The organism is Collimonas rhizosphaerae (genome assembly GCF_038896935.1).
GTDB lineage: Bacteria > Pseudomonadota > Gammaproteobacteria > Burkholderiales > Burkholderiaceae_D > Collimonas > Collimonas rhizosphaerae.
The window spans coordinates 33,485-55,277 of record NZ_JBANDC010000015.1 but is presented as its reverse complement, the minus strand read 5'-3'; the positions used below and the strand labels follow the sequence as shown (position 1 = coordinate 55,277).

Annotated in this window: 17 protein-coding genes; 11 read left to right on the top strand and 6 right to left on the bottom strand. The window is 63.1% G+C overall.

Annotation, left to right across the window (positions count from 1 at the left end; genetic code table 11):
• Window positions 1-18 precede the first annotated feature (18 nt).
• The gene (locus V8G57_RS19275; RefSeq protein ID WP_342830722.1) at window positions 19-1,041 is read right to left on the bottom strand and encodes an alpha/beta fold hydrolase; all 1,023 of its coding nucleotides are present in this window, start codon (window positions 1,039-1,041) and stop codon (window positions 19-21) included.
• Window positions 1,042-1,072: 31 nt separating this feature from the next.
• On the bottom strand, window positions 1,073-2,134 hold the full coding sequence (locus V8G57_RS19270) for an AraC family transcriptional regulator (RefSeq protein ID WP_175501103.1): 1,062 nt from the start codon (window positions 2,132-2,134) through the stop codon (window positions 1,073-1,075).
• A gap of 183 nt (window positions 2,135-2,317) precedes the next feature.
• Between V8G57_RS19270 and V8G57_RS19265 the strand changes: the two genes are divergently transcribed.
• From V8G57_RS19265 to V8G57_RS19215, 11 genes are all read left to right on the top strand, one after another.
• Complete coding sequence (locus V8G57_RS19265) at window positions 2,318-3,718, top strand: flavin-containing monooxygenase (RefSeq protein WP_342830721.1); 1,401 nt, start codon at window positions 2,318-2,320, stop codon at window positions 3,716-3,718.
• A complete protein-coding gene (locus tag V8G57_RS19260; RefSeq protein WP_342830720.1) occupies window positions 3,715-4,563 on the top strand; it encodes an SDR family NAD(P)-dependent oxidoreductase in 849 nt (282 codons plus the stop codon). Before V8G57_RS19265 ends, V8G57_RS19260 begins: the two co-directional genes overlap by 4 nt.
• 129 nt (window positions 4,564-4,692) lie before the next feature.
• On the top strand, window positions 4,693-5,916 hold the full coding sequence (locus V8G57_RS19255) for an MFS transporter (protein ID WP_092400195.1): 1,224 nt from the start codon (window positions 4,693-4,695) through the stop codon (window positions 5,914-5,916).
• 64 nt (window positions 5,917-5,980) lie between these two features.
• Window positions 5,981-7,357: a DUF1329 domain-containing protein gene (locus V8G57_RS19250; protein WP_342830719.1), complete on the top strand. Its 1,377-nt coding sequence runs from the start codon at window positions 5,981-5,983 to the stop codon at window positions 7,355-7,357.
• Window positions 7,358-7,409: 52 nt separating this feature from the next.
• The gene (locus V8G57_RS19245) at window positions 7,410-9,356 is read left to right on the top strand and encodes a DUF1302 domain-containing protein (RefSeq protein WP_342830718.1); all 1,947 of its coding nucleotides are present in this window, start codon (window positions 7,410-7,412) and stop codon (window positions 9,354-9,356) included.
• Between the two features lie 31 nt (window positions 9,357-9,387).
• On the top strand, window positions 9,388-11,805 hold the full coding sequence (locus V8G57_RS19240) for an efflux RND transporter permease subunit (RefSeq protein WP_425458307.1): 2,418 nt from the start codon (window positions 9,388-9,390) through the stop codon (window positions 11,803-11,805).
• Window positions 11,806-11,813: 8 nt separating this feature from the next.
• A complete protein-coding gene (locus V8G57_RS19235) occupies window positions 11,814-12,809 on the top strand; it encodes a WD40/YVTN/BNR-like repeat-containing protein (RefSeq protein WP_342830717.1) in 996 nt (331 codons plus the stop codon).
• A gap of 220 nt (window positions 12,810-13,029) precedes the next feature.
• Window positions 13,030-13,323, top strand: a complete 294-nt coding sequence (locus tag V8G57_RS19230; protein ID WP_342830778.1) for a nuclear transport factor 2 family protein — start codon at window positions 13,030-13,032, stop codon at window positions 13,321-13,323.
• Between the two features lie 50 nt (window positions 13,324-13,373).
• Entirely contained in the window at window positions 13,374-14,231 is an 858-nt protein-coding gene (locus tag V8G57_RS19225; RefSeq protein WP_342830716.1) for a helix-turn-helix domain-containing protein, read from the top strand.
• Window positions 14,232-14,300: 69 nt separating this feature from the next.
• On the top strand, window positions 14,301-14,846 hold the full coding sequence (locus V8G57_RS19220; protein WP_342830715.1) for a DUF3455 domain-containing protein: 546 nt from the start codon (window positions 14,301-14,303) through the stop codon (window positions 14,844-14,846).
• Between the two features lie 192 nt (window positions 14,847-15,038).
• On the top strand, window positions 15,039-15,923 hold the full coding sequence (locus V8G57_RS19215; protein ID WP_254785183.1) for an amino acid ABC transporter substrate-binding protein: 885 nt from the start codon (window positions 15,039-15,041) through the stop codon (window positions 15,921-15,923).
• Window positions 15,924-15,932: 9 nt separating this feature from the next.
• Here V8G57_RS19215 and V8G57_RS19210 read toward each other — a convergent pair whose 3' ends face one another.
• The 4 genes from V8G57_RS19210 to V8G57_RS19195 all read right to left on the bottom strand — a co-directional run bounded on the left by V8G57_RS19210 (window position 15,933) and on the right by V8G57_RS19195 (window position 21,431).
• Entirely contained in the window at window positions 15,933-16,919 is a 987-nt protein-coding gene (locus V8G57_RS19210; RefSeq protein ID WP_342830714.1) for a nucleoside hydrolase, read from the bottom strand.
• Between the two features lie 15 nt (window positions 16,920-16,934).
• Window positions 16,935-18,080, bottom strand: coding sequence for a nucleoside hydrolase (locus V8G57_RS19205; protein WP_342830713.1), 1,146 nt, complete (start codon window positions 18,078-18,080; stop codon window positions 16,935-16,937).
• Between the two features lie 57 nt (window positions 18,081-18,137).
• Window positions 18,138-19,085, bottom strand: a complete 948-nt coding sequence (locus V8G57_RS19200; protein WP_342830712.1) for an alpha/beta fold hydrolase — start codon at window positions 19,083-19,085, stop codon at window positions 18,138-18,140.
• Between the two features lie 93 nt (window positions 19,086-19,178).
• Complete coding sequence (locus tag V8G57_RS19195) at window positions 19,179-21,431, bottom strand: TonB-dependent receptor (RefSeq protein ID WP_175501102.1); 2,253 nt, start codon at window positions 21,429-21,431, stop codon at window positions 19,179-19,181.
• Window positions 21,432-21,793 lie beyond the last annotated feature (362 nt).

Here is a 21,793-nt window from a genome sequence, read left to right as displayed (position 1 = left end):
GCCGCCCGGCCGCCGGCGTCAATGCGCCGCGAGCCACCCTAGCAAGGCTTTGTGGAACTCTGCCGGCTGCTCCATCTGCGGCGCATGGCCGAGGCCGGCAAACTCGACCAGCGTAGCTTGCGAAATCAGCTTGGCGGCTTGTTTGCCCAGCACCTTGTACCGGCCTATCTTTGCCTTTACCTCCGGCGAAGCGGCATCGCTGCCGATGGCGGTGGTGTCCGCATCGCCGATCAGCAGCAGGGTCGGCATGGCGAGATCCTTGAATTCGTAGACCACCGGCTGCGTAAAAATCATGTCGTAGACCAGCGCCGAATTCCACGCCACCAAGGCGTGGCCCGGTCCCTGGTTGAGGCCCGCCAGCATGGTCACCCAGCGTTCATATTCCGGCTTCCAGCGGCCGACATAGTAGGTGCTCTGTTCATAGTTGCGCAGGCCGTCGGCATTCAGCTTCAATTCGCGCTGGTACCACTGGTCGACCGTGCGGTACGGCACGCCCAGCGCTTTCCAGTCTTCCAGGCCGATCGGGTTGACCATCACCAGCTGGGTCGCCTGGTCCGGGTATAGCAGGGCATAGCGGGTGGCCAGCATGCCGCCGGTCGAGTGGCCGACGATGACGGCTTTGCGGATGCCCAGCTGCGCCAGCAAACCGTGGGTATTGATGGCGAGCTGCTGGAACGAATACTGGTAATGCTCGGGTTTGCTCGAGGTGCAGAAGCCGACCTGGTCTGGTGCAACCACCCGGTAGCCGGCGGCGCCCAGCGCCTTGATGGTCTGTTCCCAGGTAGCGCCGCAGAAATTCTTGCCATGCATCAGGACCACGGTGCGGCCGTTGGCGGCGCCGGTCGGGGCGACGTCCATGTAACCCATCTGCAGCTGCTTGCCTTGCGATTCGAAGGCGTAGTGTTTCAATTCGTAAGGATAGTCGAAGCCTTGCAGTTCAGGACCGTAGGCAGGCGCAGCAGGAAGCGCCGGCGCGGCGGCAGCAGATAACGCGGCGCTGAGCAGCAAGCTGCCGAGCAAGAAAGGCAAGCAATTCGGCATGCGGCAATCCTCCGGAAACGAAGCGGCTATCTTACTCCCGGATTTCGGTCGGCGCCACGCCGGTCCAGCGCTTGAATGCGCGCCGGAAATTCCTCACATCCTTAAAGCCGGTTTCGGCGGCGACATCGGCCACTGAAAACTTGGAATGCGACAGCAATTCCAGCGCGCGCGATTTCCTCACCGATTCCAGCAGGCCCTGGTAAGAAAAACCGGCATCGTTCAGGCGGCGGCGCAAGGTCCGCTCGCCGATGTTGAGCGTGGCGGCGATGCTCTGCAGCGACGGCAGGTCTTTCAGGTTGTCGCGGATCGCGCGCTCGATGGTGGTGGAAAGATCGACTTTTTCCTGTTCCACCGTAAGATTCTCTTCGATCAGTTTAATGGCCGTCTTGGCTACCAGGGCATCGTGGGTAGGCAGCGGATAGTTCATCCAGTTGACGTCGGTGATCAAGCGGTTGCGCGAGCAGCCGAAGCGCACCGGGCAACGGAAAATCGTATCGTAGATGGCGGCGTGCGGCGGCGGCTGGTACACCAGTTCGATCGCCGCCGGCGTGAACTGCGGCCCGACCAGGTGGCGCACGATATTGACCATGCTGGAAAACGCTTCCTCGATCAGGAACATCTCGATATCGGGATCGTAGAACTGCGGGTCGGCCACGATCGCGACCTGCTGGCCGCGCAGCTCCATGGCGATATGGATTAGCGAACCTGCTCCTTTCTGGTAGTGGATGCCGATTTCGCTGGCTTCGCCCAAGGTGGCGCAGGTCATCATGCCGAAGCCGACCAGGCCCCACGACACCAGCGTCTGCCGGCTGCCTACCGCCAGCCCGAGCCCGGTATCGCCGATCAGCTTCTGGCCGCGGCGGATCATCATGCTGCCCTGGCGGTAGGAGATCTTGAAATTGGGCTGGTTCAGGTCTTCCGCGCTGAAACCGAGGCCGCGGCAGAGGGACGCGGTGTCATGGCCGCGTTCGTGGGCGACGATCGACAGATAGCGCGGCGTCAGGGGATTGATCGATGCTGTCGAGTAGCGCGGATCAATCCGTTCGGGTTTGGCGGCGGCCGGTTTTGCGGCAGGTTTCGCGGTCGGTTTCATGCTTGCCATTGTGTCGGCAAGACAGGCGGTTGTCTAGCCTGCATGCATGCGACGGACAATATTCTGTCCGTTAAAGACCCTTCCGCCGTCCGTTTCGGCCCTCACTCCGCGGCCCGGACTTCGTTACATTGGATGGACGCCAGACAATTCAAACCAGCCCAGCCGATGTCCAGGAGATTGCCAATGAGTGCTTCATCCGTTTCCAGCAGCAACGCAGCAGTGTGCATTATCGGCGGCGGTCCCGGCGGCCTGAGCGCCGCCCGCGCCCTCAAGCGGCAAGGCATCAGCTACGAACAGTTCGAGCGCCACAGCGACGTCGGCGGCATCTGGGACATGGACAATCCGGGCAGCCCGATGTACGAATCGGCGCATTTCATTTCATCGCGCGACCTGTCGGGTTATGCCGATTTCCCCATGCCGAAAGACTATCCGGACTATCCGACCAACCGGCAGATCGTCGCCTACGTCAGGTCATTCGCGCGCGCCTTCGGCCTGTACGACAATATCCGTTTCGGCGTCTCGGTGCTGGCCATCGACAAGCTGCCCGACCAGCGCTGGCAAGTCACGCTGGGGAACGGCGAGCAGCGCCACTATCGCGCAGTGATCTGCGCCACCGGCTGCAACTGGGACCCCAGCCTGCCGGAAATCAAGGGCAATTTCAGCGGCGATATCCGCCACTCGGTAAGCTACAAGTGCGGCGAGGAATTCAAGGGCAAGCGGGTGATGGTGGTCGGCGCCGGCAATTCCGGCGCCGACATTTCCTGCGACGCCGCCACCTACGCCGATGCCGCATTCATCAGCATGCGCCGCGGCTATCATTTCATCCCCAAGCATCTGTTCGGCGTCCCGGCCGACGAGTTTGCCGAAAAAGGGCCGCAACTGCCGATGTGGCTGGAGCGGCCGGTGTTCAGCGGCATACTCAAGATGATCACCGGCGACCTGACCCGCTTCGGCCTGCCCAAGCCGGACCACAAGCTGTTCGAAAGCCATCCCTTGATGAACACGCAATTGCTGCACCATCTGCAGCACGGCAACATCGCGGTGCGCCCGGACGTCGAGCGCTACGACGGCGATGAGGTGGTGTTCAAGGACGGCAGCCGGGAACAGCTGGACCTGGTGCTGTACGCCACCGGCTACAAATGGAGCGCGCCGTACGCCGGCAAATATTTCGAGTGGCAGGGCGGACGGCCGCAGATGTACCTGTCGGTGTTCAGCCGCCTGCACCGCAACCTGTTCGGCATCGGTTATATAGAAACCAACTCCAGCGCTTTCAAGCTGTTCGATGCGCAAGCCCACCTGATCGCCAGCTACCTGCGCGAGCAGGGCGCGGGCGCGGAGCGGGTGCGCGCCTTCGATGAGCTGATCGCGCACGACGATCCCGACCTGTCGGGCGGCATCAAGTTCGTCAAGTCGCAACGCCATACGGTGTACCTGGAAGTGCACGCGCTCAAGCGCTACCTGAAGAAGCTGCACAAGCGTATCGGCTGGCCGGCATTGCGCGACGGCGATTACCGGCAGATGATCCAGGCGCCGGCGGCAGTTGCGCCGCAGCCGCGGAAAGACGCCTTGCAGGAGGCGGCATGAAGCTCGGCCCGGAATTTGCCGGGCGGGTCGCCCTGCTGACCGGCGCCGCCGGCGGCATCGGCCGCGAGATCGCCAAGCGCCTCGACGATGCCGGCCTGCGCCTGGTGCTGTGCGATTTGAACCAGGACGGCCTGGCCGAACTCGCCGCCGAACTGAAACAGGAACCGCTGCTGATTGCCGGCGATCTATGCCAGCGTTCGCTGCTGGAGCATATCTGCCAGACGGTAGAGGAAAAGTTCGGCCGCCTGGACATCCTGCTGAACAACGCCGCCGTGGTGCGCACCGACCGCTTCGACGAATATACGCTCGACCATATCGAAAGCGACCTGCATATCAACCTGATCACGCCGCTGCTGCTGTCGCGCATCATGGTGCCGCTGCTCAAGCAGGCGCCGGACCCGCGCATCATCAACACGATTTCCCTGGGCGGCGTCTTGCCGATGCCGGAGAGTCCGTTGTACAGTGCAAGCAAATTCGGTTTGCGTGGCGCGACTTTGTCGATCGCGGTGGATTTCGAAAAGAAGGGCATCAAGGTCGGCGGCATCTTGCCGTCGTCGGTGGATACCGCACAGCTGCGCCATGAAGCGCTGACCGGCGGCAGCGCCCTCAATTTCATCGATCCGCCGCAGAGCCCGTCGCATGTGGCGGATGAAATGCTGCGCATGCTGCTGGAGCCGCGCTACGAGCGTTACCCGAAAGTGTCGGACGCGATGCTGGTGCGGCTGGCCATGCTGTTCCCGAACAAGATCGGCAAGATCATCAACTGGTTTGAAAAGAAAGGGCAGGCCGGGCGCAAGCGCTATCTGGAAGAGCGCGGCCTGACCAGCCAGGTGGTGCGCTGGTAGCGCAGTTGTAGAGTTGCAGAGCCGAGAGATTGGCGCAGCCGCATTCCGCGACAGACGGATGGCCGCGCAGGCAGGATGTTCGTCCCGCTGTAAAAACATCATATCAACCCGCCCGAGGGAGACCAAGAGATGGCTTCAAGTGCAGCGCCGGCCCCGGCCGTTGTGACACAGGCGCATGCCGCGCCGGCGTTCGCCGCCGACGGTCCCGGCACGGCCTTGGCGCCGGCCGCGCCCGGTCCGCGCGCCATGCTGCGGCTGGCGATCGTGTATGCGGTAGCGATCAACGGCACCATCCTGACGCCGTTCATCGTCTCTGCCCTGATGCGGCGCTTCGGCCTGGACGAGGGCCAGGCCACCATGATGACCGGCTTCGAAATGCTGGGCATGGCGCTCAGCTGCATGGTGCTGCCGCGTTGGGCGTCGCGCTACGCCTTGCGCTTCGCCTGGATCGGCGCCGCCGGCACTGTCGCCGCCCAGGTCGCCAGCGCGCTGCTGGCCGGAGCGCAGGCAGTCGGCGTCGCCCGCGGCCTGGCTGGCGTGTTCGAAGGGATGCTGTTCATGCTGGTGGCGGCCAGCGTCGCCAACCAGCCGTCGGCGGAACGCATCTGGGGCGTGATCATCCTGGTCGCCGGGCTGGTCAACGGCGCGCTGCTGATCGGCATTTCCTACCTGCCGGAGCGCTGGGCGGCGCAATGGCTGTTCCTTGCCATGGGCGCCTTGGTCGCCTGCGCCGCGCCGCTGCTGCTGCGCGCCAGCCGCGATATCGTCGACGAGCGCCGTCCGCGCAAATCTGCCGGCGCCGGCTTGCCATGGCTGCGCATCGCCGCCGTCTGGATTCTCACCGTATTGATCTACGGCGTGCAGGCAGGGCAGTGGGCGGTCACCGAACTGGCCGGCCAGCACGCCGGCCTGGCCACCTCGACCATCGGCATGCTGCTGTCGATTTCATCTTTCCTCGGTTTCGCCGGCTGCGTCGCCTCCTCCTGGCGCGGCAGCCATCGCCATCGCATCGCGATTATCTGCGCTGCCCAGCTGCTGATGATCGTTTCCCTGATGTGGTTCTTCTCGGCGCGCAGCGGCGCCGCCTATTTCAGCAGCCAGCTGCTGCTCAACATCGGTTTCTACGCATTGGTTCCCTTTCTGACCGGCTTGCTGTCGGAGATTGACGAAGACGGCTCGCTGGTGTCCCGTACGGTGGTGGTGACGCTGCTCGGCGTGGCGTTCGGCACCACCCTGGCCGGCTGGCTGCTGACCGCTCTTGGCGCCGAGCGGTTCGGCATGGTGCTGGGGGCAACGGTGCTGCTCGGGATGCCTGCGGTAGCCGTCGCGTTTGCTCCGCGCCAGCCGCAATAAAGAAGCAACAGGATTGTTCATCGAATTCCAATGATTTTGTGATGTGACCTGCGAGGAGATAAAAATGCACCCGATCAAACCGAGGGCATCCGTGGTGATGCTGTCCGCCGCCTGGGCCTGCTGCCTGTTGACCGCGCCGCTGTGGGCGCAGCAGGCAGCCAGGCTGGGCGCCGAGCTGACGCCGGTCGGCGCCGAAAAGGCCGGCAACAAGGATGGCACGATCCCGGCCTGGAGCGGCGGCGACCTCGCCGCGGCGGGCGGCTACAAGGCTGGCCAGCCGCGTCCCAATCCGTATGCGGCCGACAAGGCGGTGTCTTCGATCACTGCCGCCAATGTCGACAAATATGCCGCCAAGCTGTCGCCCGGCCAGGTGCAGCTGATCAAGAGCATCAAGGGTTACCGCATGGATGTCTATCCGACCCACCGTTCCTGCGGTTATCCGGACGTGGTGTACCAGCGCAGCAAGGAAAATGTCGGTTTCGCCAAGATCGGGCAAAACGGCTACGAGCTGGTGGAAGCCAAGACTGCCGGTTATCCGTTCCCGATGCCGGCCAACGGCGTCGAGGCAATGTGGAATTTCAAGATGCGCTACCAGGGCGAGGGCCTGACCTGGGCCTATGCCACGGCGATCCCGCCGAAAGGCGGCAGCGGCATCGGCGAGCCGCTGATCCAGGAAGACTACATCATGTTCCCGCTGTCGAATCCAAAGAACAACACGATCGCCGGCGCCAAGGGCATCGAATCGCTTTACCTGAGCCCGTACATCGCGCCGGCCCAGTTCGCCGGCGACGTCACCTTGTCGCATGCCTACATCGGCAAGACCAACGATATCTGGCTGTACTTCGCCAGCCAGCGCCGGGTGCGCCGGGCGCCGACCTATTCCTACGACGCGCCCATCCTGAACGATGAAAACCTGGAAACCATCGACCAGTACACCATGTACAACGGCCCGCTGGACCGCTACGACTTCAAGCTGGTCGGCAAGAAGGAAATGATCGTTCCCTACAACTGGAACAAGGTCAACGCCGTGGAAAACAAGATCGGCGACGTGGTGCAGCCGACGTTCCTCAACCGCGACATGACACGCTACGAAACCCATCGCGTGTGGGAAGTGGAAGCGATCGTCAAGCAGGGCGCACGCCACACTTTTCCGAAACGGACGTTTTACCTGGATGAAGATTCCTGGCAGATCCTGGTGCAAGACCTGTACGACGGCCAGGGCAAGGTGCAGCGCGTGATGGAAAGCGGGGTGGTGATGGCGACCGAACTGCCGGCCTGCGTGCAGGAAGGTTATGCCAGTTACGACCTGTCGATGGGACGCTACATCGCCGAACGTATCCCGGCCGGGCAAAAACAGTCCGATTGGCTGGCCGGGCGCGAAGGCCGGGTCAAGGAATCGATGTTTGAACCAGACGGCCTGCGCCGCTTTGCCAGCCGCTGACCGCCGTCCATAAAAAAATCGCGCAGTTTGTTCGTATCCCGGGGAGAGAAGGATGAAGAAGATGGCGAGGAAGATGAGGCAGGGCAGGCAGTCGGGTTTCAAGCCGGGCATGGTGGTGGCCCTGGTGTGGGGCAGCTCGACGGTGTTCAGCCATACGGCCAGCGCCGAGCAGTTCGACCTGGGCAACGGCCTCAGGGGCAGCTTCGACTCTTCCATTTCCTTCGGCATGGCGGTGCGCACCTCCAGCCCGAACTGCGCCTTCATCGGCCAGGACAACGGCGGCTGCGCCAGCAGCGACCAGGTCGGCATCGCGCACCGCGATCCGGTCAATTTCAACCAGTCGTATGACTTGACCAGGCTCAACCAGGACAACGGCAATCTCAACTACAAGAGCGGGCAGGTGTTCTCGGCGACCTTGCGCGGCGTGCATGACCTGTTCCTGAAAGCGCCGGACGGCTGGAGCGGCCTGATGCGGGCCGCGTGGTCCTACGATTTCGCCGCCGACCGCACCCGTTACGCCGACCTGGAACCCGATGCGCGCAGCCATGCGGTGCACGACATCCGCCTGCTGGACGCCTACGTCAACAAGGAATTCGAGATCGACCAGCATCCGGTGCGGGCGCGGGTCGGCAACCAGGTGATCAGCTGGGGCGAAGACATTTTCATTCCCGGCGGGATCAATTCGATCAATGCCATCGATGTGCGCCGCGCCCATAGCCCGGGGGTGCAGCTGAAAGAGATTTTCCGGCCGGCGCCGATCCTGTCCCTGAATGCCGAAGTGGCCAAGGGCCTGAGCGTCGAAGGTTATTACCAGACGCGCTGGAACGGTTATGAATTCGATCCGGTCGGCACCTTCTTCTCCACCAGCGATATCGTCGGCCGCGGTTCCACCGGCGCTTTCCTGCCGACCTCGCTGGTCAATTCGGTGACCGGCCCGCTCGGCCTGCCGCCGGCGCCGCCCGGCACCGTGGGCGATACCGGCACCCGCATCATCGGCATCAATCCGAGCACCGGGCTGCCGTTCAACCGGCAGCTGTCGGCGAGCGAACTGGCCGATCCCAACCTGAATCCCTTGTACGGTCCGCTGGTCCACAGCGGCAGCGTGATCCCGCGCGGCGTCGACCGCAATCCCAGGAACAGCGGCCAGTTCGGGCTGTCGACCCGCTATACCTTTCCCGACAGCGGCGACGAACTGGCGCTGTACTACATCCGCTATCACGACAAGATTCCGTTCGCCAGCATCCGCGTCAACCAGGGCGCCACCGCCAATCCATTCGGCTGGCAAGAGATTTACCTGGACTACGCCGAGGACCGCAACCTGTTCGGGGTCTCGTACAACACCCGCGCCGGCGACTGGGCTTTCGGCACCGAGCTGTCGTTCCGTCCGAAGGAAAGCACGCCCATCGATCCGACCATCGTCAGCAATCCGAACAATCCGTATTACTGCAATGCCGACCTGAATCCAGCCAACTACCGTCCCACCGGCTATGTCTGCCGCGGCGCGGTCGACCAGAAGAAATACCAGTTCCACCTGACCGCGCTCAACATCTTCACCCCGGGCGGCAGCTTCGGCGGCTTGCTGCGCGCGCTGGGCGCGACCGAGGGCACGTTTACCTCGGAACTGGCGGCGGCCTACTATCCTGACCTTGACCTCAACCGCGGCATCCCTTATTCGGTGGCGTCCGACTACCGGTCGCCGACCAAACTGTCGAGCGGCCTGGTGGCGCAGATCGGCGTCAACTATCCCGCCGCGTTCGGCGGCCAGGCTTCCTATGCACCCGACCTGTCGCTGTCGTACGGCATGTCTGGCGTATCCGCCAGCGCCTTGCCGGGTTTCATCCAGGGTGCGGGCGCGGTGGTGCTGGGCCTGACAGTGGACTTCAAGACCAAGCCGGCCACCAAGATGCGCGTCGACTACACCCACAACTACGGCGGCGGCTTGTCCAACCTGAGCCGCGACCGCGATTTCGCCACCTTCAGCTTCACGACTTCGTTCTGATGAAGCAGCTAACCAGCGATTGGATGCAGGCATGAGTAGTTCAACCCAGGGTCTTGGCAAGGATGGCCGGCTGCAGCGGCTGGTGGCAGGGCTGGAATCGGTCCTGTTCCGGCGGCGCTTTGCGGTGCTGCTGGCGTTCGCTGCATTTACGCTGTGCATGGCGGTGCTGGCGCTGGGGTTGCGCATGTCGGCCGGATTTGAAAAAACCTTGCCACAGCAGCACGCCTACATCAAGACCTTCAACCAGTACCGGGAAGCGCTGTTCGGCGCCAACCGCCTGATCGTGGTGGTGCACGCGCGCCACGGCACGATCTGGAATCCGCCGGTGCTGCGCCAGCTGATGGGCGTGACGGACGCGGTCAATTACCTGCAGGGCGTGGACCGCAGCAGCGTCATGTCGCTGTGGACGCCAAATGTGTTCTTTACCGAAATCACGGAGGAGGGTTTCAAGGCCCTGCCGATCACCGGCGGCGACATCATTCCTGACAAGCTCAACCCACAGGTGATCGCCGACATCCGCGGCCGGGTCGCCGCCGGCGGCTATCTCGGCAACCTGGTGTCGCGCGACCAGACCAGCGCCATGGTGCTGGCCGAACTGCAGGACAGCGATCCGCAGACCGGCCAACAGCTCGATTACCGCGCCTTCAACCAGCTGCTGGAAGACAAGGTGCGCAAGCATTTCGAGAACGCCGACGTCGAGATCCAGATCATCGGCTTCGCCAAGGCGATCGGCGACATCGGCGAAGAAGCCAGCCGCGTCATGGAATTCTTCGGCATTGCCTTGCTGCTGACCGCGCTTGCGGTTTACTGGTACTGCCGCTCGCTGCGCCTGACCATGCTGCCGCTGGCCTGTTCGCTCAGTTCGCTGGTGTGGCAGTTCGGCACTTTGCGGCTGCTCGGTTTCGGCCTCGATCCGCTGGCCATCCTGGTGCCGTTCCTGGTGTTCGCCATCGGCGTTTCGCATGGCGTGCAGCAGATCAATTTCATCGTGCGCGAAATCGCCGCCGGCAACAATACCGAACAGGCGGCGCGCCACAGCTTCACCGGTTTGCTGATACCGGGCACGCTGGCGCTGGTGACGGCTTTCATCAGTTTCATCACGCTGACCCTGATCCCGATTCCGATGATCCGCGAACTGGCGATTGCCGCGTCGATAGGGGTCGGCTACAAGATCGTCACCAACCTGGTGATGCTGCCGCTGGCTGCTTCGTATTTCAGCTTTTCGCAGGAATATGCGCAGCGCGCCATCGGCCGCCGCGAACAGCACAGCCGCTGGCTGGGCGGCCTGGCGCTGGTGGCGCGGCCGCGCAATGCGTGGATCGTGGTGGCGCTGGGCGCCGCCTTGTTCGCCGTGGCGGTATGGCAAAGCCAGGGACGCCATGTCGGCAGCCTGCAGGCCGGCGCCGCCGAGCTGCGGCCGGAAGCGCGCTTCAATCGCGACGCTGCCGATATCACGGCGCGTTTCGATGTCGGCCTGGACTGGCTGACGGTGGTGTTCGAGGTGGCGCCGGCCGGCAAGCTGGATGCCTGTTCGCGTCCCGACGCGCAGCTGTTCATGGACGATTTTGCGCAGCAGATGAACGGCGTGCCGGGCGTGCTGTCGACCCGTTCGGTCGCCGATGTGCTCAAGGGCGTGAATGCCGGCCTCAATGAAGGCAACCCGAAGATGGCAACCATCACGCGCGATGCGCGCGGGCTGGGTTCGCAGTTCGGCAGCGCCAACAACCAGCTGCACGGTTTTTCTTCGTCGGATTGCCGCGCCCAGGGCGTCAACCTGTACCTGGGCGACCACAAGGCGACCACCATCAAGGGCGTGGTCGCGGCGGTCGACCAGTTTCGCCTGGCGAACCGGCTGGACGGGGTCAATATCCGGCTGGCCAGCGGCAACGCCGGCGTCCAGGCCGCCACCAATGAAGTGCTGGAACGCAGCGAATTGCCGATGATGCTGTATGTGTACGCCGCCATCCTGCTGCTGGTGCTGCTGGCATACCGCGACTGGCGCGCGATGCTGGCTTGCTGCCTGCCGCTGACGGTGGCGACCTGGCTCGGCTACTGGTTCATGAAGGACTTGAATATCGGCCTCACCGTGGCGACCTTGCCGGTGATGGTGCTGGCCACCGGCATCGGCGTCGACTACGCTTTCTATATCTATAACCGCCTGCAGCTGCACCTTGGGGCGGGCATGGCGATCAGCGACGCCGTCGAGCGTACTTTGCACGAGACCGGCGTGGCGACCGTGTTTACTGCGCTGACCCTGTCGATAGGCGTCGCCACCTGGTCGTTTTCGCCGCTGCAGTTCCAGGCAGACATGGGCAAGCTGCTGACCTTCATGTTCCTGGTCAACATGGTCATGGCGGTGACTTTGCTGCCGGCTTTCGCGGTGGTGCTGGAGACTATCTTCCCGCGTAGCGCCGGCGCAGCGCGCATGTCGTCGTCGATTGCTCATTGAGGAAGCCCATGCCTTCAACATTCCATAATCTGCGCGTGCTTCCTGCCGCCTTGTGTCTCTTGCTGGCGAGCGCCAGCCCTTTCGCAGCGGAAGCGGCCGGCTCCGGCTGGCCCACCAGCCGGCCGGCCCAGCTGCGCCAGCAAGCCGCGGCCACTGCCATGCTGGCAGCAGTCAGCACGGCGGGCGGCAGGATCGTTGCCGTTGGCGACCATGGCGTCATCCTGCTGTCCGACGACGGCAAAGAGTATCGCCAGGCGCGCAGCGTGCCGACCCGCGCCATGCTGACCAGCGTGGCTTTCATCGACCGCAGCACCGGCTGGGCCGCGGGCCATGACGGCGTGGTGCTGAAAACCGTCGACGGCGGCGAGCACTGGAAGCTGTTGCGCCAGCAGTACGGCCAGGAGCAGCCGATATTGTCGATCTGGTTCGCGGATGCCGACAAGGGCCTGGCAGTCGGCCTGTTCGGCATGGCCCTGAGCACCAGCGATGGCGGCGCGACCTGGATCGAAGTCAAGCTGAGCAGCGGCGACGCCGCCGACCGCCACCTGTACCGGATTGTCGCAACCGCCAGCGGCACGCTGCTGATCATGGCCGAAGCCGGTACCGTGTTCCGCTCGGAAGACGGCGGCAAACACTGGGATGTGATCGACAGCGGTGAAAAGGGATCGCTCTGGAGCGCCACCGCGTTTACCGACAACGGCGCCAGCACCGTGGTCGCGGTCGGCATGCGCGGCCATGTCATACGCAGCGCCGACGACGGCAGGAGCTGGCAAGCGGTGGCTTCCGGCACGACCCAGTCGCTGACCGATATCACGCAGCTGTCCGGCCGCGAGCTGGCGGCCGGCGGCATGGGCGGCACCGTGTTGCGCAGCAATGACGGCGGCCGCCATTTCACGCTGGAACATAGCGCCGGCGACGAGCCGATCACGGCGCTGCTCAAGGCGCCGGATGGTCAGGGCGTGCTACTGTTTTCCATGGCGGGCGTAGTGGCGCCGGGACCCTAGTTTCATCCATTTGATTACCTGGGACGTAATCGACCGTGCCCGATGCTGGGCGGAAAATGCGCTTGTCGTCAACGACAAAGCAATTCTCCCAACCCATCCTTGAAGGAGCACGACCATGACCAGCACCGCCAGCGCCACGAATATCGCCAATGAAGCCGCGTCCATCGCCAGCCGCTACATCGCAGCCTGGAACTAACCCGACGCCGCGCGCCGCCGCGCACTGATAACCGCCGCGTTTACCCCTGAAGCAAGCTACGTCGATCCGATGATGAGCAACGCCGGCCATGACGGGCTGGATGCCATGATAGGCGCGGTACAGCAGCAGTTTGCCGGCTTGCGTTTCAAGTTGCACGGCAAGCAAGACGGCCATAACGATGTCGTGCGCTTTTCCTGGGCCCTGGCCGCGGACGGCGCCGAGCCGGTCGCCATCGGCACCGACATCGCGGTGGTGGCGGCGGACGGACGGATCAGCAGCGTCACCGGTTTCCTGGATGCGATGAACCTGCCGGTTTGAAATCCGTGGCTACCGGGCTACACTGCCCGGTAAATCTTTGGAGACAATTCATGGGCGCATCGCAAGCCGCAGAAAAAACAGGCATGGAGCAGGCCGCACACAACCGCTACTTCAACGACTTCGCCACGGCCTTGCGCTACTGGCGCGACAAGCGCGGCTACAGCCAGCTGCGCCTGTCGGCCGAAAGCCATGTCTCGCAGCGCCACATCAGTTTCCTGGAAAGCGGGCGCTCGCAGCCGAGCCGGGAACTGATCCTGAAACTCGGCACGGCGCTCGACATCCCGCTGCGCCAGCGTAACGTGATGCTGCTGGCGGCGGGTTTCGCGCCGGCCTACCAGGAGCGCAAATTGTCCGATCCCGAACTGGCCTCGGTCAAGCAGGCGCTGGATTTCATGCTGGCCCAGCAGGCGCCGTATCCGGCGCTGGTGGTGGACCGCCTGTGGAACCTGGTGATGAGCAACGGCCCGGCGGCGATGATGATGCGCTGGCTGCTGGACATGCCGGACAGCCAGCCGATTCCGCGCGAAGGCGTCAATATCCTGCAGCTGATGCTGGATCCGCTAGCCGTCAGGAAGCACCTGGTCAACTGGCAGGACGTCTGCGCCGACCTGCTGCACTGGATCCAGCGCGAGGCCATGAGCGACGGTCCCGGCAGCGAAGCCACCAGGTTGCTGGAACAGCTGGTGGCGCTGCCCGGCATCAAGGCCGCCAGCCAGACGCCGAACCTGGACACGCGCGTCTTGCCGTTCCTGGCGATGACCATCAGGAAGGACGGCGTCGAGCTCAACCTGTTCACCTCGATCACCACCATGGGCACGCCGCACGACGTCACCGTGCATGAGCTGCGGATCGAATCTTTCTTTCCGGCCGACGCCGCCACCGCAGCCTGGTTCAAAAGCAAGAGCTAGTGCAGCGCTTTACAATAGGCACGCTGGAAACAGGCAGGTCCTATCGATCCACACAATGGAGAAAGCAAAATGACAAGAAAAATGCTGGTCACGGCAGCAACGGCCTGGAGCGCGCTGCTGCTCGCAGGCTGCGCCAGTCCACCGGCCACGACAGCGATCGTGGTTCCCGACAGCCTGAAGGTCGCGGATACGCAGGCCTTGTCGCTCGAGGCCAAGGCGACCGGCGTGCAAATTTACCAATGCGCTGTCGCCAAAGCCGACGCCACCCAATTCGAGTGGCGCTTCGTGGTGCCGGAAGCTGATCTGTTCGACAACGATGGCCAGAAGATAGGCAAGCACTACGCCGGCCCGACCTGGGAGTCGACTGACGGCAGCAAGGTGGTCGGCGCACTCCAGGCGCACAGCGATGCGCCAGTGGCCGGCGCCATCCCGTGGTTGCTGCTCACTGCAAAATCGACGGACGGCATAGGCGTGTTTGGCTTGACGAAAAGCATCCAGCGCCTGCAGACCGCAGGCGGCAATGCGCCGGCCGATGGCTGCGACCAGGCCCAGCTGGGGAAAGAAGCGCGCGTGCCTTATACGGCGATATATCGTTTTTACTCCGCCAAATCGTAAACTCCCGGCGGCGCTCCGCCTGGATTCCCTGGCAGGAGCGCCGCCCTGGGCTGACGCAATCAATTTGCGCAACAAGCACCGCAAGCGCCAAAACTACTGATATATTTGTCGCGGGGAAATCTGCTCCTTAAACTATTTGTCGGCGGCCTGGTTTTTGCCGGGCCGGCGGCGCGACTCATTGGAGCTTACGATATGCATGGTGCCATCAAGCACGGCCTTACCCTGTTTCTTATCCTGGCGCCGCTCGCCGCCACGGCCGGCGATACGCTCGGCAAGATCCGCGACAGCCAGAGCATCACCTTCGCCTACCGCCAGACCGCGCCCTTCTCGTATACCAATGACAACAAGCAGATCGTCGGTTATTCAATCGACCTCTGCCAGAAAATCGCCGACGCCGTCAAACGCGAGCTGAAGCTGCCGAACCTGAAAGTGCAGTACCTGCCGGTCGATTCCGCGACCCGCTTCTCCAGCATCATCGACGGCAAGGCCGACATCGAATGCGGGTCGACCACCAACAACGCCGAGCGGCGCACCCGCGTCGGCTTCACCGTGCCGCATTTCTTTTCCAGCGTGCGGATGGTGGTGAAAAATGGCAGCGGCATAAAAAACTGGTCGGACCTGCGCAACAAGACCATGGTGATCACCAAGAGCACCACCACGATCGACCTGGTGAACGACCGCAGCAACGTCCGTTCGCTCAACATCAAGGTGCTGGAAGCGCAGGACGATACCGAATCGTTCGCTTTCGTCGAACAGGGCAAGGCCGATGCCTATGCGATGGACGACGTGCTGTTGTACAGCCTGCGCTCGACGGCAAAAAATCCCGCCGACTACACGATCCTTGGCGATCCGCTGTCGATCGAACCGTATTCGCTGATGTTCCGCAAGGATGACCCGGCCTTCAAGAAACTGGTGGACCAGGAAATGGTGCGGTTGATCAATGAAGGCGAACTGAAAAAAATTTACAGCTACTGGTTCACCCAGCCGAACGGCCCGAAAGGCACCAACATGAACATGCCGATGGGTTACCTGCTGCGCGACTCGCTGCAATACCCGTCGGACAAGACGGCCCAGTGAGCGCTGCGACTATTGCAGCAGGCGCCGCATGAACAGCTCCATGAACAGCGGCTTGTCGAGCGCCAGGCAGACCTCGGCGTTTGGCGCGCCGGGCTGTTCCCTGGTGTAGCCGTCCTGGTCCACCACGATATGCAGCGGCGTGGCAGGGCAGGTGCGGCGGTCGGCGAGATAGGCAACCGGCACCGCGTCGAACAGCGTCGGCGTATTGCTGGACCATGGCTGGTAGCTGTCGGCCCACTGGTGGTACAGCAGCGCCAGCGCGTCAGTCAGCGGCGAACCGTGTCCAAACAGGGCGCTGCGCTCCACTTCATCCAGCCTGACCTGGGTAGAGTCGAGCGGCATCATCACGATAGGCACACCTGAGGTAAACAATTTTTGCGCGGCCGGGATATCGGCCGCGATGTTGTATTCCTTGTCCGCCGGACGCGCCACCGCGTACTCCGACTTCCGGTAGCCGGCCCGGACCGATCCGCCCATCAATACCACCTGCTTGAGCTTGCCGAACGTGGCGGGGTCGCGGGTTATCGCGGCGCCGATATTGGTCAGCGGCCCCAAGGCGATCAGGGTGACCTGGCCCGGATGCCGGCGGATCTGCTGCAGCAGGAAATCCACCGCAGGCGGCGCGGCTGGCGGCAGGCTGCCGCGCTGGGCCCAGCGGGCCTGGGTGAACGGCGTCTGGCTGGTGGTGGCGATGCCGCGTGCGATCGGAATCGCGCCATGGCCGGTTTCGCGCAGCAGGCGCTCCAGCAGCTGCATGCGCAGTCCGGTATCGCCCCAGGCGGTGGTGAAACCCAGGATCTCGAAACCGGGGCTGTTCAGCAGCAAGCCCAGGGCGAACGCATCGTCGATATCGTCGCCGATGTCGGTATCGACGATCACCTGTTCGGCCGGCGCCGCATGCGCCGGCTGCGGCGCAGATAGCAGGTACAGCGATGGCGCCAGCAACAAGGCCGGCAGCGCGCTGTGCAATTTTTTCCTGGCCCAGGCAAGCATCATTGCGATCCCTTGCCGTTATCTGGCTGCCGGCGTCGGCAGGTTCATCAGCTTGATCATCAGCTTTTCAAAAGCCGGCACGTTGACTTCGCGCACCACCGTGGTCGGGCTGGCGATCAGGCCCGCCGGCGCGTAGGCGGCAGGCCAGGACAGGGTGTTGCCGTAACCGGCGCCGAAGTCGGTGTCTATGCTGACGAACAGCTGGTCGGATTTGCTGATCAGCGCGGGATCCAGCCAGACCGCCGTGGCCAGTTCATCCCACAGGGGGAAGCCGGTTTCGGTGACCTTCTTCACCATCTGCGCCAGCGGCGTGCCGGACCTGGTCATGTCGTTCAGCAGGCGGGCGCTGAGTTCGGTCGCGGTGGACGGATCGGCCGGCACCATGACGATCCGTTTCCACGGCGCGCGCAGGACGATCTTCGCGGCTTCAGGGTCCCAGCGGAAATTGAATTCCAGGCGCGGCGTATTGATATATTCGCGCGCAAACTGTTCCGCCGACTTGGACGGCAGCACCTGGTGCGGATTCAGGCTGCCGCCCATGTAGACGATTTCTTTCGCGGCCTCTGCAAAACTCGGATCGAGGCTGATCGCCAGCGCCACGTTGGTCATCGGGCCGGTGGCCAGGATGGTGACCTGGCCCGGGAATTCGTGCACCTTGCGGATCATGAAATTGGCGGCGATTTCGTTGGAAGCCTTGGCATGCGGCATGCCTTCCGGCAGCTGTGGCACCACGTCGTGGGCATGGTAGTTGGGCTGGCTCTGGATGGTGCCGTCCGGCCATTTCTCATCCATCCAGGCGCCTTTGTAGACCAGCTTGCCGTACAGCGCTTCCCAGCGCCGCGTTGCTTCCTGCGTATTCAGCAAGGGAAACGTCGAGCCGGGCACGACTGGGATATCGCTGCGGCCGATGACTTCCAGCGTGCGCAGGGCGTGGGCGATATTTTCGTCGCGCCAGGTCGAACCGCTGACGATCGTGATGCCGAGCACTTCCACGTCGGATGACTGGATCGCCATCAGCTGCGCCGCGCGCGGGCCGCCGATATCGTCGTCGATGATGACCTTGCGCTTGCCGGCGGCCTGCGCGTGCGATGGCAAGGCGGCAACCGCCAGTCCCAGCATGAATACCGTCGACAGCAGGCGGCGACGCATTGAATTCGATTTCATCGATTAGCTACTTTCAAATGGAAAATATAAAAACATGTTCGGCGCTGCCGCCGCAGGTTATCGCAAAAACGGCTGCAGCGCCGACAGGAAGGCATCCGGCGTTTCAATCATCGGCGCATGGCCGCTGCCGGGGATGATCTTCAGTTCGGCGCCGCCGATTTTCGAGGCGAAATAGCGGCCGTCTTGCAGCGGCAGCAGCTTGTCGTGTTCGCCCCAGATCACCAGGGTCGGAATCTTGATCGCGCCTAGCTGGCGGTCCACGGTTTCATCGAGCAAGGCTGGATTGCGCACTGCGCGGATGGCCCAGGCGTCGCCTTTGGCCAGGCTCCAGGCCAGGCCGTCGCGCAATGCCTGGTCCGTCTGGTAGGAGGGCGAATGAAACACGCTCGCCAGCAGCTGTTTCTCGCCAGCCAGCGAGGCGCCGACAATTGCCGGCTTGCCGGGCGGCGGAGGCGCGGACAGGCGCTTCATGGTCGCGTGCAGGCCGGCCGAATCGGACAGCACCAGCCGCGCCGGCTTGGGCAAGCCCAGGCTCGGACCGGCGGCGACGCCGCGCAACGCTTGTATCGTATATTGCGCCGAGATCCATCCACCCAATGATTCGCCTACCAGCGTGAAATCGGCTACCTGGTTCTGGCGCAGGAATTCGCCGAGGAAATCGACCCAGGTCTGGATCCCGTAATCGATTTGCGGCTTGTCGGAATTGCCGAACCCCAGCTGGTCCAGCGCCAGCACCCTGTGGTTTTGCGCCAGCGGCAGCATGACCTGGCCCCAGTCGCCCTTGGCGCTGCTGCCCAGGCCGTGCACCAGCACCAGCACCGGACCGCTGCCGATATCGTAATAGCGGATGTTGGCGCCAAACAGGACCGCGGTTTTCTGCTCCGGCAAAGCGGCTTGCCCTGCGGCGCCGGCCGGCGCCAGCAAGGCGATGCCGATCGCCAGCACGGAGCATGCGGCGGCCGCCATCCGCCGCCAGGGTTTGCCGCAGCCGTCAGCGTCATGCATGTGTCTCTCCCGATGGAATCTTGCGCGATCATCCAGGCGCGGCAGTTGCGCCGCCCCTGGATGATCGCTGCGATTGCACTGCCAGGCAGCAGCTTAGAAGTTCGACCGGAACTGCACGCCGAACATGCGCGGATCGTTGATGAACGCCGTCCGGTTGTCGAAGTCGATGCCGCCGACCGCCACGATCTTGTTGGTGATGTTGCGGGCGAAGGCAGCGACTTCATACTTGTCGCCATCCCACTTGTAGCCTACGCGCAAGCCGCCTTCCAGCAAGGGTTTGCCGGTGAACTCGGTCGAGTTGTACAGGAAGAAGTTGATCTTGCTGCGATAAGCCCAGTCGGTATAGAAGAACAGCTCGTCGTTGTTGCCCATCGGGATGCCGTAGCGCGCCGTGACGTTGGCAATCCACTTCGGCGCTTGCGGCAGGGAATTGCCGTTGATCGAATACAGCCCCGGCCGTACCTGGGTATTGAGCACGGTGCAGGACGCGCAGCCGGCCACCAGCAGGTTCGGATCGCGGATCTGGGTGTAGTTGTAGCTGCCGCCTAACGTCATGCGCAAGCGTTCGGTCACGTTCGCTTCCAGGTCCAGTTCGGCGCCGCGCCCTACGGTCTTGGCCGCATTCACCAGCATGATCGAGTTGGAGTTGCCGCCGACCGCCGTCAGCTGCTGGTTCTTGACGTCGAAACTGTAGACGCTGAAGTTGGCGCGGGCGCGGCGGTTGAACAGGTCGGCCTTGATCCCCGCTTCATAGGAAGTGATGGTTTCCGCGTTGGCCACGGTGATCGGCACCGAGGACGACGGCGCCGCGATACTCGGTGCGCGGAAGCCGGTGGCTACCCGTGCATACGTATTGATGTCCTTGGTCAAGGCATAGTTGGCGCTGAGGTCCCAGCTGACGTTCGATTTGCTTTCGCTGATCGAGCCGGGGCCGGTGAACGTCACGTTGTTGGCGACTTCGTTGGAGAAATCCTTTTTGTCCTGGGTGTAACGCAGGCCGCCGCGCAATTTGAGCCTGTCGTTGACGTCATAAGTCAGCGAGCCGAATGCCGCGTAGGCGGTGTTTTTCTGGCGGTTCTGCAGGTAGCTGGTCTGCAGCTGGGTGGTGCTGTCGAAGTTGGAGCTGTTGCCCGCTACGTCTTCATAGAAGTAATAGAGGCCGGTCTGCCAGTTGAGCGGTCCTTCGTTCTTCGATTCGACCCGGAACTCTTGCGAGAACTGCTTGTGGTCGGCGACGCCGCCGCCGGTCTGCACCTGGAACGGAATGAAGCCGGGGCCGGTCGGCGTGCCGCCGTCGATGTCGCCGCGGCTGAAATAGCTGGAAATGGTTTCATAGCCGGTGATCGAGTACAGCTTGACCTGGTCCAGGTTCCAGCTCAGCCGGGCGCTGCCGCCGGCGGTATGCAAAGCCTGCGTGTTCAAGCCGTTGAAGGTGACCTGGGAAGGACTGAAGCCGGCGACGAAGCCGTCGCTGCCTTTCTCCAGGATATTGGCGCGGAACAAACGCGCGCTGCCCTCGGTCGCACGCGAGTGGATATTGAACAGGGCGTTGAACGTGCCGTCCGGTTTGTACAGGAATTGCAGGCGTCCGGCGCGTTCGTTGTAGCCCTCCAGAAAAGGCGTGCCGCCGCCGTTGTTGCTGACCCAGTCGTCGCGGTGCTGCACCAGGGTCGAGAAGCGCATCGCCCATTGGTCGCTCAGCGGGACGTTGACCGCTGCTTCGGCATTGGCGGTATTGTGGGTGCCGTCGGAGATGCTGTAATAGCCGGAGACCTTGTCCAGGCTCGGCTTGGCCGAATCGAACTTGACCACGCCGGCCGGCGTATTGCGGCCGAACAGCGTGCCTTGCGGGCCGCGCAGCACTTCGACGCCGGCCAGGTCGAACATCGGGAAGCCTTTGAGGGCGGCGTTTTCCTGGACCACGTCGTCGAATATCAGGGATACCGGCTGCGAGGCGAAGGTGGAAAAATCGGTATTGCCGTAACCGCGGATATAGAAGCGCGGGAAGGTGCGGCCGTTCGACGATTCGATGTTCAGGCTTGGCACCTTGGCGGCCAGTACGCGGATATCCTGGCCGCCGGAATTGAGCACATCCAGGGTTTCGCCCTTGATCAGGGTCACCGAAATCGGCACGTCCTTGATTTTTTCGACGCGCCGCTGCGCTGTCACCGTCATGGTTTCCAGCTGCAGCGAAGAGCCGGCCTGCGGCGCTTCGGCGGTTGCCGCGGGCGCCGTGCTGCCTGCCGTCTGCGCCAGCGCTGCGCTGAACGGCAGTGCGGCTCCCAATGTCAGCACCATCTTTTGCGCGCAATAAATGCGGGCGCGTGCCCTCGCTCTTTTTCCCATTTTTCCCATCCCTCTGTTATCGACATTGATAAACCGGACTTGCTTGAATTCTTGTTTTGCCTTCGTCGCGCAAGGATCGGGCCATTGGCAGGCAATCCCCGCGATCGGCCCGGAACGGATTCATGTAACGCAAAGACCGTGCCAGAATTTTTTCGGGCAGGAAGAAAGGAAAAAACGGTATTACGGTTTATGTGGAAAACAGATTGTATACATATGAAAAACGGTTTCTGATGGCGAGCCGCGCCGTTTGGATGGGAAATTGCGAAGACGCCGGAAAGCTGGATTTTGGTGAGCGGCCACGCTATTTATTGGTGAGGCCCGCGCCAAATTAGGGATGGCCGCCGCCGGCTGGAACCGGTTTA